Source organism: Mesorhizobium waimense (assembly GCF_003601975.1).
GTDB lineage: Bacteria > Pseudomonadota > Alphaproteobacteria > Rhizobiales > Rhizobiaceae > Mesorhizobium > Mesorhizobium waimense.
The window spans coordinates 1-12,915 of sequence record NZ_QZWZ01000084.1 but is presented as its reverse complement, the minus strand read 5'-3'; the positions used below and the strand labels follow the sequence as shown (position 1 = coordinate 12,915).

Genomic DNA, 12,915 nt, shown 5'->3' with positions numbered 1-12,915 from the left:
GATCCAAACCGACAAATCTGATATGTTCCATATGGCCCGTCTCCTATGCATGAGGCTCTGCGCCGGCCAGCCGGCTTAACCCTCGTACCGTTGCATATCGGATGACGGGCCGCCCTCAGGCCCAGCAATCATAGGGACTAGTATAGAGCATGCACCTGGTAGGCAGCGAGGTCAGCATCGCTGCCTAATTCGCCATAGACGACAACGTCGTTCCTGGCTTGCCGGGTCGCTCTTGCGATTGCTGGCAATCTCCAGCCGGCGTGCGTCCGGGATCTTCGTCGGTAGTGCAAGCCCATCAGAATCGGCGCGAGCTTGCTGCTGCTCCTGGCGGTGAATAAGACGATGTGTCTGATCAATCTCGTTTGCAGCGGTCATCGTGGAACAGGACAGTCGGAGAGAGGATGTTGTCATGGGCGTCGGCCTGGCTTTCTCTGGGCGCCGCCTCTCTCTCTCTCCGATCAACCCGCGCCCCCGCGCTGGGCCTCGCGGTCGCCTTCGGGCGTCATATCGTCGCGAGGTCTGCTGCGCCGTCTGGTTTGAGCGTTTGCATCGGTTCAATATCCTCCTCGTCCCGCAATTCGAGATACTCGACTTGCGTGTAGCCCGCAGCGAGGATCGCTTGCCAGGCTTCGGTGAGTACGTCTTCGGCCGGCGCTCCAGCCGACAACCGCTCGGCCGCCTCGAACAGAACCGAGGCGAGTCTTGGCGTGGCCCGGCGATGCTCGGCCGAGAGGCGGAGATTGCGCGACGACATCGCCAGACCGTCCTCCTCGCGCACGGTCGGGCAGGCGACGATCTCTACGCCCAAGTCGAGGTCGCGGGCCATCCGCCGCACGACGTGCAACTGCTGGAAATCCTTTTCGCCGAAGAAGGCGAGATCGGCGCCCGTATGGAGGAAGAGTTTGGCCACGACCGTCGCCACGCCGTCGAAATGCCCCGGGCGATGGGCCCCGCACAGGCCGTCGCTGACAGACCGCGCTCGACAATCTGCGCCGGCCGATGCCGCTGGTGAGTGAAGCGGTGCACGGTGAAGGCGCGGTGCTCGTCGACGAGCACGGACATCGATTCCTCCCCGACACGCCTGGCGGCGAGCTCGCACCGCGGGACGTAGTCGCACGGGCGGTATGGCATCACACCCTCGCCGCCGGACATCGTATGTTCCTTGATGCCCGGCACTGTCTCGGCCCGAGCTTTGGCAAACGCTTTCCGGAGATCGCCCATCTGTGCCGCAAGGCAGGCATCGATCCCGCGAACGAGCCGATCCCGGTTGCGCCCGGCGGCGCATTATCACGTGGGCGGCGGCGGTGGATGCTGCGGTTCGCAGCTCCCTCGAGGGCCTGTGGCCCTGCGGCGAGGTTGCATGCACGGGCCTGCACGGCGCCAATCGCCTCGCCAGCAATTCCCTCATGGAAGCGGTGGTTGCGGCCGGCTGGGTCGCCGAAAGCCTTGTCGGCGCATCACGGCCCCGTCGACGGCGTATCTCTTCCTCATTCGTGCCGCAGCGGCCGGATCCTTCCTGCGTCCGCCCGGTCGTCTCCGAAGCACTCGGCATCATCCGGGACGGCGAGACGCTACGCCAGGCCGTAGCGGCGCTGCTGCAAATCGCGTCTCACAACGCGGCCGCGTCCGATCCGGCGGTGGCCACGCTGATGATCACCCTGGCGCCCTTGCGGCGAGAAGAGAGCCGCGGTTCGCACTACCGGTACGATTTTCCCGGGCGCGATGCGGACATCCGTCCGTCGCGGCTGACCCTCAAGATGGCAATGCAGGCCGCGGTCGCGCTCACCTGGCCGGCCCCGGCACGGAGCACCTGATATGAAGTCATTCTCCTCCCTACCCTCGACCGTGATCGAGCCGATCATGCGAACTCCCTACTTGAAGATCGGGCAGAGGCGGCGACCTGACGAGCGATGCGGTGATACCTCGTGAGTGCACGGGCAGTTTGTTACTCAAGGCGCGGCAGCCGGGCGTCGTTGCCGGGCTCGATCTGGTCGCGTTCGCCTTCCTGCTCGTCGACCCGGCGATCGACATGGCGATCCGGCGCGCCGTGCGCGTCGGCGGTGGCGCCAATCACCGCTTCGGGCTCGACAGCGCGATGCTCATCAATAACAACCACGTCGCGATTGCCGGCTACAGCCGCACCGCGATTGGCGGTATTTTTCAAGCGCGCAGGCCGGGCGTCGTCTTTCGCGCGCACACGATTATTGCTTGTGGCCGCGCAACCACCTCGACGATTCCCGCAGTGGCGGTCGCAATGCCGCTCAGCCGGCACAGGAGGTTGAGCGCCGTGTGCTCGCCCGAAAGCAGGCCCCGCGCGGCTTCCGCACGGTAAAGATGCTTCTGCTTTGGGTTGCACAAGTGTTTCTCATTTGTATCATAATAACCATATGGATCACACAAAATCGGCAAGAAAGGGGGAGCGAGCCACTGTGGCCCTCGATAGCAGTAGCACCGAAAGTTGGCCCACCCCCTGTCAGCGAGAAACTGCTTCGAACGGCACTGACTGCACGCGGAGCAAGATAGGCGGCAGTTAGCGCCCCTGGAAGAGGGCACAGCGTTTGTCCAGAAATGCTTCAACCGCTTCAGCATGGTCCTGCGTATTGTGGCACATGCCCTGAAACACCGCGCAGAGATCGAGGAAATCGGGCAGGTCCAATCGCCGCGTCGCCTTTAGCAACCGTTTTGCGAGCCGAAGTGCCTGAGGGGGTTTCTCGGCAATGCTTCCCGCAAGCTGCAGAGCTTGCGCCTGCAATTCAGACGCTGGCGCGATATCGAGCACAATTCCCAGTCGTAATGCTTCCTCGGCGCGCACCAGACGCCCGGTGAAAATCAGTTCCGATGCCCTTTGGGGGCCGAGTAGGTCCTGCAGAAACCAGGCGCCGCCATCTCCCGGAACAATCCCGAGTTTGATGAACGTGGAGCCGAACACCGCGTCCTCTGCTGCAATACGGATGTCGCACATCGTCGCAAGATCGAAACCAGCACCGATCGCAGCACCGTTCACGGCCGCAATGGCGGGGACCTCCAGACGGTGCATGGCTAGGGCGATCCGTTGGATTCCGCGGCGATAACGATCCTGTACCTCATACACATCGCCAGCAAAGCTTCCCTTACGGTCGCGCATGTCCTTGACGTTGCCGCCGGCGGAAAATGCCTTGCCAGCCCCCGTCACGACCAACACCGAGACGGTCGCCCCGCTGTTGATCCAGTCAACCGTTTGCACGATGTCGTCAATCAGACCCGTCCCGGTCAGTTCGTTGCGTACGTCGTCGCGGTCCAGCACGAGCACGGCGACCCGGTTGCCCACTTCAAGTTTTGAGTCGATCAGTCTCGGCAGATCGATCATGCCTCGATGCCTTCCTTCAGTGGCGACCGCGCTCCGGACGACTCGGTGAGAAGGATGCGGACATCGAGGACGGCCAGACCGTCGGGATAGGCAAGGACGGGATTGAGGTCGAGCTCATCGATATCAGGGAACGCGTCAACGAAATCCGAGATACTCACCATGAAATCTGCAAGCGCGTCTCGATCAACCGGCGTTCCCCCGCGCACGCCATCGAGAATCGCTTGCGCCTTTATTTCGTCCAACATCGTAAAGGCATCATTTCGTGAGATCGGAAGCGCGCGAAACACCACATCCCTAAGAACTTCGACCAGGACTCCGCCCAGTCCGAACATTATGATGGGACCGTATGCGGCATCGCGCACGACGCCGACGATGATCTCGACGCCCCCCTTTGCTGCCATCGGAGTGACGAGGACGCCAGTAACATTTGGATTGGTTACAGCAGCCTTGGCATTGGCCACGATCTCAAGGAAGCCACTGCGCACCGATGCGACGTCGACGACATTGAGTTTGACCCCGCCCGCCTCCGTCTTGTGCAGGATATCGCGAGATACGATTTTCATTGCCACCGGCTGTGCGCCCAGACGGAGAAAAGCCTCTTCGGCTTCTTTTTCATCGAGAGCCAGCAAAGCCGGAGCGAGATCCAGGCCGAAGTCGCGCAGGCTGGCTCGCCCTTCGTGCTCCAAAACTACCCGCCTGCCCTCGGCTCTGCACCTCGCAAGAACCTGCTCAAAGATTCCGCCGTGCTGCGCTCGCTTTGGCAGCGACAATGCAAAGGTGTGGTCCACCTCACCGCGCTCCGCCAAAGCCTGCATACATCGCACGGCCGTTTCCAGGGAGCTGTGCACCGGGATGCCTGCGCGGTGCATCTCGAGGAGTGGCAACGGCCGCTGATCTGCCTGAAGTGCACCGTACAGGCTATGAACGATTACGGGCTTGCCGAACCGGCGTGGCATTGCGCCGATGAGGTTCGTGGCATCGATTTCTGCTGCGAGCAGGTCTTGTGAGAAACGGACCGCGTAACCGCCGTAGAGACCTGATATTAGAAGTCCGTCCACCATCGGATCCTGCAAGAGAATCTCGGCGCAAGCGGCGAACACCGACGGATCCGTGTCCGTGCCCCCAGCCACGTCGACAGGATTGATAACCGACGCGGCCGGAGGAAGTTCCGCGGTAAGCCGCCGCCGCGTGTCTTCGCTCAGAGGAGCGAGCGCCAGTCCGCGTTCAGATAAGGCGTCGGCGGCAATTGTCGCGTGGCCTCCGCCGTCCGCAAGGATGGCGAGGCGGCGCGAACGCAGGGAAGGCAGTAACGATAGCGCCTCCGCCATCGGCAGGATCTCGTCGGACCGATGTGCAAGGATTGCGCCGGCTTGCCTCAGCACGCCTTCGCTGACGGCATATTCGCCAGCCAAAGCGCCGGTATGAGACTTCGCGGAAATTCGTCCGGCACTTGTCCGACCCGATTTGTAAATGACAACTGGTTTCTCCAGCGAGATCCGCCTCAAGGCGTTTAAAAAGCGGCGGCCGTCTTTCAGTCCTTCAACGTAGGCGATCACCACGTTGGTTTTGGGATCGGCCGCAAAGTAGTCGAGATACTCGTCGAAGCGAATATCGGCCTCGTTACCTACACCCACATAAGTGCTCAAGCCTACCTGCCCGTTGGCTTGAGCTTCGGTGACGAGGGACAGAGCCATGTTGCCCGACTGGGACAAAAGGCCAATGCTACCCTTCCGCAAGTCCGAAAAGCCGACGAGATTGCAGGCTTTGTGAGTATTGAACATGCCCGAGGTGTTTGGCCCGATGATCCTCACCCCGCCAGCGCGCGCAGCGGCTAGCACTGCATGCTGGAGCCGCTTGCCGCCGTCTCCAGCCTCTCCAAAGCCCCCAGCCAGAACCACGGCACCGCGCACTCCTTTTGCGGCGCATTCGGCGATGACTGAAGCAACCGTCGCCGCGGGGGTGCAGACCAGCGCAAGGTCGACGGGGCCCGGCAGGCTGCCCAGATCGGGCAGACACCCAATGCCGCAGATTTCAATCTCATTTGGATTAATCGGGTAGATCGCCCCGGCATAGCCATCATCCAGGAGTTTTCTTAGCGACCGATACCCCCTCTTTGCCGGGTTCTTTGATGCGCCGATGATCGCAATGGAGTCGGGGGACAGAATGTTGAAGAGGTCATTCGATGCCATGTTACTCCCCCCGAAAGATCGGCGAACGCTTTTCCGCGAAGGCGTCGACGCCCTCCTGCCAATCGCGCGTAGTAGAACAAAACATCATGCCTTCGAGTTCAGCAGTAAGAGCAGAGTCGAACGTCCCATGAGAAGCTGACGCCAACTGTTCTTTGGCAAGCTGCATCGAGAATGGGGCCTTCTTTGACAGTTCACTTGCCAAAGTGCGGATGCTCGCTGCGAATTCCTTGTCAGGGACACAGCGCAAGGCCAGTCCGATCCTGACTGCTTCCGCTCCGTCAATCTGCCGACCGAGGAAGATTAGCTCACGCGCTTTTGCGAGGCCGACAAGTCGTGGAAGGATATTCGTAACCCCACCCCCGAGGAACGCGCCAAGGCCAATTTCGGGAAATCCGATCCGGGCCGATGCGGCCATGACCATAAAATCGCAAGCGAGAGCCATCTCGGCACCGGCGCCGAGGACATAGCCGTTCACGGCGGCAATGACCGGCTTCGGATGTGAGACCAGACGTCTACACACCCTTTGTTCGCTCATCAGATATTGTCGCCTGTCGAAGGACGTCCGACCAGCCTTGTGCTCCTTCAAATCGGCGCCCACACAAAACGCCCGGCCTTCTCCGGTCAGGACAATGACGCGCACGTTTTTGTCTCTTTCAGCCTGATCGAGAGCTGCCAAGACTTCGTCGTATAATTTCTGCACCACTGCGTTGAGGCGGTGTGGGCGGTTCAGACGAATTTCGGCGACGCCATCCTGGATTTCGTAGGCAACCGTTTCAAACATCATGTCCTTCCTGTAACCCGCTGGACGGGGTGGTCATGGTTGCGGGCACAATAACAGAGGCGATTTGATTTGCAACACATGTTTCAAAAATGCATAAGTGAGTTGCATGGATCATATTGGATTACAGAGGGGTGGGGACCGGCGGGGAGCTGCGTCTTTGGCGCCAACTCGGGCGAAGAGGCACAATTGGCTCGGACGGGTGAAGAATGATCGAAATTGAACGGCCGACCGCAATTTGCGTTGCGCCCAATGGCGGCCGACTAACCCAGGTTGACCATCCTTCGCTGCCGCTTGGACCGGCCGATCTGGCGCGGACGGCCCAAGCGTGCCTCGATGCGGGAGCATCCCCTATTCATGTCCATGTGCGCGATCAGGACGGCCGTCATGTCCTCGATGCGTCTGCATATCGAGATGTCATTGATGCGATCGGCCGGGCGGTTGGCGATAAAATGATCGTTCAGGTTACGAGCGAATCGCTTGGTCGCTACGCGCCGCAGGAACAGATTGCGGTCATAAAGGAAACTCGGCCGGAGGCCGTTTCTCTGGCGCTGCGCGAATTAGTGCCAACGGAAGCTCATGAGACCGAGTTCGCGTCGTTCTTGTCTTGGCTCCAGGCCGAATCGATTGTGCCGCAGATAATCCTCTATGAGGCAGACGAGACATTGCGCCTGGACGAGTATCACCGCCGTGGTCTTGTTCCATGGAACCAGGTTCCGGTTCTTTTTGTGCTAGGACGTTACACCCCGGGCCAGAAATCGTCTCCCGCCGACCTGTTGCCGTTCATCGACGCGGGCAAGCCCCGTTTCGCTCATTGGAGCGTTTGCGCCTTTGGCGCGCGCGAAGCCGCCTGCGTGACCGCGGGTGCTCTTCTCGGGGGGCATGTTCGTGTCGGTTTTGAGAACAATCGCCAGCTCGCCGACGGGGCAATGGCCAAGTCCAACGCCGAGTTAGTGCAAGGAGTATCGAGGAACCTCCTGGGACTCGGCCTCCGCAGAGCTAACGCAACCGAGTTGCGTCGAGCTTGGCAGGAATTGTGATCTTCTCGTCTGCTAACTTTCGCCGGCCGATTGTCTTTTTATCGTCGTCCGGGAGCGGACTACCAGAAGCCATCGGAGGAAAGCGGCACCCACGTGCTTCGAGAAAGATGTGAGGTAATGCAACATATGTTGCGCGTGCTGAAACGCCGCGCTACGTAGAGTTTATGGCTGACGGACCTCTATCAGAGCGATTGATCACCGGCTTCGACGCAATGTCGGAGCAGTTCCAAATGGCGGCGCGCTATATCATCGACCAACCACATGACGTCGCGCTGCTGTCCATGCGTGATCAGGCGCGTCTTGCTGGAGTCCAGCCTGCCACCATGACGCGACTCGCCAAGTATCTTGGCCTCGACGGTTATGACGAGCTTCGTCAGATTTACGCTGAGGCCGTTCGCAGTGGCGATGTAGGGTTCGCCGGGAAGGCTGACGCTCAAGCGGTTGCTCAGAAGCGCAAAGGCGATCATGGCTTTGCTCGCGAAATTCTTCGAGCGCAAGCGGCCCAGATTGTCCATCTTGCCGATTCGCCTCAACTCGATGCAATCGTATCAACCGCCAGCCGCCTTGCATCTGCCACCCGTGTCTTTTGCATCGGGTTGAGGTCAAGCCACGCGATCGCTTGGCATCTGCACTACATCCTGTCGATGATCACACACAAGTCGGTCATGCTTGACGCGATCGGCGGCACCGGTTCGGACGCGTTGGCCCATGCCACTCACAACGATGTGCTCTTCGCGACAAGTGTGCTTCCGTACACACGTGTCACCGTTGAGATCGCCGAATATGCGCAACAGCATCTCATTCCGATAGTCGCCATCACCGACAGCGAGGTCGCTCCGCTCGCCCGACTTGCCGACGATGTCGTTCTCGTCCAGACGAAAAGTTCCTCGTTCTTTCACACGATGACACCGGCCTTCGCGGTCGCTGAAGTGCTTGGGGCGTTGATCGCCGGACAGAGGGGGGATGCCGCGCGTGAGGCTCTACTCCGGTTCGATGCTCATCTAGCGGACTTCAAAACACACTTGAAACAGAGAGCTTGGACGCAAAAAATCCGCTCATTGCCGTCAGCCTCTTCTAAAATAAAGAAAATAGCCGACGGCGGGCGGAGTCCGAATCAGGATTGATGTCCAAACACCTGACGATTGGTAACTCGACTACAGCGGGCGCGTACGCCCGGGCGAGGCCTACCAGTTCGACTGGAGCCACGAGATCGTCCTGCTGGGCGGTGTAACGGTGACGGTGAAGGTGGCGCACATGCGGCTTTGCCACAGCCGCATGTTCTTCGTTCGGGCCTATCCGCGCGAGACGCAGGAGATGGTATGTTCTCACGCTTTCGCGGTGGCACATGTGAATTCTCGGCGCGGTTGTTCAGGCCTTTGTGCGATCGATGCTCGACGTTCGGCATAACCTGACGCCGCGCCGCGCCATAGGAGCGTAGCTTGTCGGTGTTCATCGTAGCGGTGCACCAAGGCACCTTGCAATAGGCCGATGAACATGGAGCTTTCGCGCCATGACATTGGAACATGCAAGGGGCGACTTGGTCGCCGAGTTAAGCGGTGCGGCGGCGGCCGAAGACCGTGCAACAGTGATTGGGCGCGCGCGGCAACGAAGGCTGTGGAGCTGCAAGAGAAGCGCGCGTTGGTCGACCTGGCGAGCGCGGCGGGGTCGTCGGTGACCGAGGTCGCGCAAGCGTTCGGCATAGCCCCATCACAGCTCTATGCCTGGTGCAAGCAGATGGCCGGCGGCGAGCCTGATGCCAATCAGGCGATAGCGACCTTCGCGCGCATCGACGTGGCGATCTGCCCGAGGTCGAACGCCCCGTCGCCGATTGCCCGGACCCGGCCGGCAGGATCGTCGTGGCCTTTCCGAACGGCACGCAATGCGGATCGACGGGATCGTCGATCCGACAGCGCTGCGTATCGTTCTGGCGGAGTTGACCAGGTGATCACGGTGGTGCCGACCGACCGGATTTACCTGTAAGCGGTGCGCCCAGGCACCTTCCGCGAAACCATCTGGTGATGTGTCTATGGTGAGTCGGTCGTTGGTCCGCTGGCCGGCGGCGATCACTCCGGATCGTCGTAACGGGTGACGTAGTGGAGTTCGCGTAGGGCGGGGATGGCGAGGGCGATGTCTTTGTAGGCCTCGTGCTCGATGAAATGCGCGGTCGCGGGCCCCGGTCGGGGCTTGCCAAGGGCGGGGCCTGCCCTTTTTGTCGACGCAGTAGATCAGGATCGGCAGCAGCAAGCCGTGGTTGGGGTTGTCGAGGTCGAGTAGCCGTTTCCAGCTTTTGATGTTGAGATTCATGGCCGCGTAGAACCCTTGGCACCACGGCCGGGGGTCGATGCCGCCGCTGGGCTTGGTGGCGAATCAGGGCGCATAATCCTGCGGTCTGTCGAGTAGCGTCTCGTTGATCCGGTTGTGGATCCTTGCGAGGCTGGCAAACACGGCGTGATCGGTTGCAGACCCTTTGGCCAAGACGTCGCGCGGCAACCCCATGAGCGGGCACATCCAGTCTTGCGGGTCCGCGAACCGGGGCCCGGTGACCGCCGCCGTTAGGAAGCCATCCAGCGCCGCCATGGCCCGCACCAACGGGCGGGGGGCGGTCTTGGCGGCCATCCAGGCCTCGAGCGCCCTGTCCGACAGCGCCATGTCATCGATTGCGCTCATGCCGCCAAGGGGAGCGGCATCTCTTCGCGGCGCACCCAATTCCACGGCATCAGCTCGTCCCAGCGCGAGGCTAGCCAGTCGTTCTGGACGGCCGAGGCTCTAATCGCCGCTGGATGACAGTTCAGTGGCAGGTCAGATGCGCTCGGCGACATCGGCCATGTAGGCTTCGGCATTAACCCTGCAGAGCTTGCAGGTCTCGATGATGCTGAGCACGACCGCGGACCGCTCTGCCGCTGCGAAGCTGCCCGAGAAAAGCCAATTGCGCCTGCCGACCGTAAATCCACGAATGGCCCGCTCCGCGATCAGGTTGTCGGGCTCGAGCTGGCCATCCTAGAGGAAGCGGTTAAACGCGCGCCATCGCTTGGTGCCATAGGCGAACGCATGCGCGATATCGGCATGGCGCGACAAACCGTTGCCCTGGCGCATGAGCTGTCGTCGCAGCGCCCGGACCAGTGGTCGGGTCCGCCTTCGTCGTGCGGCCAATCGCTCGGCGGGCGGGAGCCCCCGTATCTCGAACACATCAACAATCAGCTCATGCTCCGTGTTCAATCGTTCAATCGGAGGGGCGCCTGGTATCAAAACTTCTTATGAAGAAAGCAAGCGCCGGAGCGCCGAGCGGTCGCCCGAATCGATGCTCCAGTGTTCGGAACGATGCTCAGAAACCGTCGACCTGAACTTCTTAAATCCTGGGGATCGTGCCCGTTCCAACATGCCAGTCCATCAGTTCGCGTAACCGGCTCAGCGATCGCCAGGTGCATTTCCGACGGAGGCCTTCGTTCGACAGTCTGGCCGCGTAAACGCGTCCGAACACGCTCCAGGGCCCGTGGATCAGCTTTCGATAAAGCGTACCGCGCTGCAGATAGTCACTTGCGATCATGTGCCCCCTCCTTTCGCATCAATTGCGACGGAGAGACCCTGGTGGATTGGTTTTTGCATAGTGCTGGTAATGTTGGAAGAAAGGTGCCGTAGCGGGAGTGGTTGGAATTGGGAGTTGGCGTAGTCTCCGGGGTGTCAAACCTCGAATCATCCGGCGTTAGAGCGCCGGAAAGGAGACCACGCCATGACAAGGACTACCATGAATGCGGACGCCGTTCGTCCTAGCATTACAGTTGCATATTTATCTATGGTCTGAATCTAATGGGTCTCCATGATTCGGAGGTCATGGATGACAGGTGCATCAATCGAAACTACGCTTGAGCTTTGGGCATCATCGCTGCGTGACGTGAAAGCGCGTATGCGCGGACTGTTTACGCAGGAGCGAGTTGCAGCATCTGCGAACCTTTTCCTGGACGGCTTGCTGGGTGACGAGCGGCGTAAGACAGGTTGGATGCGCGCTGAGGCGGCCGGTGATCCCGGCCCGTGGCGGCAACAAGCCATTCTGGGTCGCGGGCGTTGGGACGCGGACGGACTTCGCGACATCGTGCGAGAGTATGTTGTAGAAAACCTCGCCACAGATGATGCGGTCCTGGTCATCGATGAGACGGGCTTCCTCAAGCAGGGCAAGACATCGTGCGGTGTTGCGCGTCAATATACAGGTTCTGCAGGCAAGATAACGAACTGCCAGATCGGTGTGTTCGCCGCCTATGTGTCCGCTCGCGGTCATGCCTTTATCGATCGGGCCCTGTACTTGCCCAAAAGCTGGACCGGAGATCCGGTAAGGCTTGCAGCAACCCATGTTCCTGAGGCTATAGCCTTCGCTACCAAGCCAGGCTTGGCTGTCGATATGATACGGCGTGCGCTGGCAGCCGATGTGCCGTTTTCATGGGTGGCCGCAGATGCGGTGTATGGCGTCGGGGACGTCGAAGGAACCCTGCGGCGAGCCTGCAAAGGCTACGTTCTTGGGGTCAAGTCGGACCACCATTTCGGCTCTTGGTCGGGGAAGCCTCCGGTCGCCGGCACAGCTCAGGAGATCGCCCGTGATCTCGATCCAAGTGCATGGCAGCGTCTTTCCGCCGGTGAGGGCACCAAAGGCGCGCGGCTTCATGACTGGGCCTACTGCGAACTCGCCGATCTCGATGCCGACGAATATAACGAGACGAAATCGGGGCTTTGGACCCGTGGCCTCCTGATCCGGCGCAATATCAGCGACGGCGATCTCGCATTCTTCACCACATGGTGCCCGGCCGGGACGGGCATCCAGACGCTCGTTTCCGTGGAAGGCCATCGCTGGGCGATCGAAGACAGCTTCGAGACCGCCAAGAACGAGCTCGGACTCGATCACAACGAAACCCGGTCATGGCATGGCTGGCATCGCCACGCCTCCCTCGTCATGCTCGCCTTCGCCATGATGGCGGTGATCCGATACCGCGCCAATGACGCGACGCCCCAAAAAAGACCGCGGATGCCGACCATCAGGATTTGATCCGCTGGTCTATCCAGGAAGTCCGGCGCATCGCCATCAGACTCGCCCAGCGTCGCATAAACCCCGCCTACGTCATCGCATGGTCATGCTGGAGGCGCGCCCATCAGGCGGCCGCTCGACGAGCTCATCTGAGAACTAAAATGCAACTGTAATGCTAGTCATCTGGAACTGAAGTTCGTTACATTGTATGCTACGTCGCTTCTGGAGAGGAGCGCATTATGGCGAACGCGAATGGCCGCCCAACCGCGCCGTTGGTTCTGAGCGCAGTCGAGCAGGATTATCTCGAACGACAGGTCCGTCGCCGAGGTGTCGCACGATCGATGTCGGAGCGTTGCCGGATCATCCTGCGATGCGCCCACGGCATCCCCAGCAAGGTCGTCGCGGCTGAACTGGGAGTGCATGAGCGCACGGTCGGCAAGTGGAGGCGTCGCTTCCTCAAGGATCGCGTCGAGGGCCTGCTGGACGAAGCCCGGCCCGGCAGGCCCCGGACGATCGACGACGATCAGGTGGCCGCCGTGATCGAGCGGACGCTG

At 60.8% G+C, this 12,915-nt stretch carries 10 protein-coding genes and 7 pseudogenes; 9 read left to right on the top strand and 8 right to left on the bottom strand.

What is annotated here, in order from left to right:
* Window positions 1–538: 538 nt before the first annotated feature.
* Window positions 539–970, bottom strand: a pseudogene (locus D3227_RS38395) (pantoate--beta-alanine ligase); the annotation flags it as partial.
* A 2-nt stretch (window positions 971–972) separates the two neighbouring features.
* Between D3227_RS38395 and D3227_RS43975 the strand changes: the two are divergent.
* A pseudogene (locus D3227_RS43975) lies at window positions 973–1,814 on the top strand (FAD-binding protein); the annotation flags it as partial.
* 215 nt (window positions 1,815–2,029) lie between these two features.
* A pseudogene (locus D3227_RS44640) lies at window positions 2,030–2,089 on the top strand (hypothetical protein); the annotation flags it as partial.
* Window positions 2,090–2,163: 74 nt separating this feature from the next.
* On the opposite strand, the pseudogene D3227_RS43505 reads toward D3227_RS44640, so the two are convergent.
* The 4 genes and pseudogenes from D3227_RS43505 to D3227_RS38370 all read right to left on the bottom strand — a co-directional run.
* Window positions 2,164–2,316: pseudogene (locus D3227_RS43505) on the bottom strand (carboxylating nicotinate-nucleotide diphosphorylase); the annotation flags it as partial.
* A 214-nt stretch (window positions 2,317–2,530) separates the two neighbouring features.
* A complete protein-coding gene (locus D3227_RS38380; RefSeq protein ID WP_120019230.1) occupies window positions 2,531–3,346 on the bottom strand; it encodes an enoyl-CoA hydratase-related protein in 816 nt (271 codons plus the stop codon).
* Complete coding sequence (locus D3227_RS38375) at window positions 3,343–5,535, bottom strand: acetate--CoA ligase family protein (protein WP_120019229.1); 2,193 nt, start codon at window positions 5,533–5,535, stop codon at window positions 3,343–3,345. The genes D3227_RS38380 and D3227_RS38375 overlap by 4 nt, the downstream gene beginning before the upstream one ends.
* Before the next feature lies 1 nt (window position 5,536).
* Window positions 5,537–6,316, bottom strand: coding sequence for an enoyl-CoA hydratase/isomerase family protein (locus tag D3227_RS38370; protein ID WP_208646581.1), 780 nt, complete (start codon window positions 6,314–6,316; stop codon window positions 5,537–5,539).
* A 206-nt stretch (window positions 6,317–6,522) separates the two neighbouring features.
* Between D3227_RS38370 and D3227_RS38365 the strand changes: the two genes are divergently transcribed.
* From D3227_RS38365 to D3227_RS38355, 3 genes and pseudogenes are all read left to right on the top strand, one after another.
* A complete protein-coding gene (locus D3227_RS38365; protein WP_120019227.1) occupies window positions 6,523–7,353 on the top strand; it encodes a beta-keto acid cleavage family enzyme in 831 nt (276 codons plus the stop codon).
* A gap of 164 nt (window positions 7,354–7,517) precedes the next feature.
* Window positions 7,518–8,477 carry a MurR/RpiR family transcriptional regulator gene (locus tag D3227_RS38360; protein WP_120019226.1) on the top strand — a complete coding sequence of 320 codons (960 nt, stop codon included), beginning with the start codon at window positions 7,518–7,520 and terminating at the stop codon, window positions 8,475–8,477.
* A 49-nt stretch (window positions 8,478–8,526) separates the two neighbouring features.
* Window positions 8,527–8,691, top strand: a pseudogene (locus tag D3227_RS38355) (IS21 family transposase); the annotation flags it as partial.
* On the opposite strand, the pseudogene D3227_RS38350 reads toward D3227_RS38355, so the two are convergent.
* Window positions 8,672–8,800: pseudogene (locus D3227_RS38350) on the bottom strand (IS6 family transposase); the annotation flags it as partial. The pseudogenes D3227_RS38355 and D3227_RS38350 overlap by 20 nt on opposite strands.
* 191 nt (window positions 8,801–8,991) lie before the next feature.
* Between D3227_RS38350 and D3227_RS38345 the strand changes: the two are divergent.
* Entirely contained in the window at window positions 8,992–9,333 is a 342-nt protein-coding gene (locus D3227_RS38345; RefSeq protein WP_245452127.1) for a transposase, read from the top strand.
* A 387-nt stretch (window positions 9,334–9,720) separates the two neighbouring features.
* Here D3227_RS38345 and D3227_RS43500 read toward each other — a convergent pair whose 3' ends face one another.
* Together D3227_RS43500 and D3227_RS43495 are read right to left on the bottom strand one after the other, a co-directional pair.
* Window positions 9,721–10,020 carry a UPF0149 family protein gene (locus tag D3227_RS43500; RefSeq protein WP_245452126.1) on the bottom strand — a complete coding sequence of 100 codons (300 nt, stop codon included), beginning with the start codon at window positions 10,018–10,020 and terminating at the stop codon, window positions 9,721–9,723.
* Window positions 10,021–10,152: 132 nt separating this feature from the next.
* Window positions 10,153–10,503, bottom strand: a pseudogene (locus D3227_RS43495) (IS66 family transposase).
* Between D3227_RS43495 and D3227_RS43490 the strand changes: the two are divergent.
* From D3227_RS43490 to D3227_RS38320, 3 genes are all read left to right on the top strand, one after another.
* Window positions 10,402–10,611, top strand: a complete 210-nt coding sequence (locus tag D3227_RS43490; protein ID WP_245452129.1) for a hypothetical protein — start codon at window positions 10,402–10,404, stop codon at window positions 10,609–10,611. The pseudogene D3227_RS43495 and the gene D3227_RS43490 sit on opposite strands and share 102 nt — an antisense overlap.
* Before the next feature lie 556 nt (window positions 10,612–11,167).
* A complete protein-coding gene (locus D3227_RS38325) occupies window positions 11,168–12,382 on the top strand; it encodes an IS701 family transposase (protein WP_120019224.1) in 1,215 nt (404 codons plus the stop codon).
* Window positions 12,383–12,600: 218 nt separating this feature from the next.
* Window positions 12,601–12,915, top strand: a 315-nt coding sequence (locus tag D3227_RS38320; protein WP_147377802.1) for a helix-turn-helix domain-containing protein, incomplete at its 3' end; no start/stop codon positions are given.

Bases quoted from the DNA above. Each gene is read 5' to 3' on its own strand.
- D3227_RS43500 (WP_245452126.1), bottom strand. From the start codon at position 10,020: ATGAGCGCAATCGATGACATGGCGCTGTCGGACAGGGCGCTCGAGGCC.
- D3227_RS38375 (WP_120019229.1), bottom strand. From the start codon at position 5,535: ATGGCATCGAATGACCTCTTCAACATTCTGTCCCCCGACTCCATTGCG.
- D3227_RS38360 (WP_120019226.1), top strand. From the start codon at position 7,518: ATGGCTGACGGACCTCTATCAGAGCGATTGATCACCGGCTTCGACGCA.
- D3227_RS38325 (WP_120019224.1), top strand. From the start codon at position 11,168: ATGATTCGGAGGTCATGGATGACAGGTGCATCAATCGAAACTACGCTT.
- D3227_RS43490 (WP_245452129.1), top strand. From the start codon at position 10,402: ATGCGCGATATCGGCATGGCGCGACAAACCGTTGCCCTGGCGCATGAG.
- D3227_RS38365 (WP_120019227.1), top strand. From the start codon at position 6,523: ATGATCGAAATTGAACGGCCGACCGCAATTTGCGTTGCGCCCAATGGC.
- D3227_RS38370 (WP_208646581.1), bottom strand. From the start codon at position 6,316: ATGTTTGAAACGGTTGCCTACGAAATCCAGGATGGCGTCGCCGAAATT.
- D3227_RS38380 (WP_120019230.1), bottom strand. From the start codon at position 3,346: ATGATCGATCTGCCGAGACTGATCGACTCAAAACTTGAAGTGGGCAAC.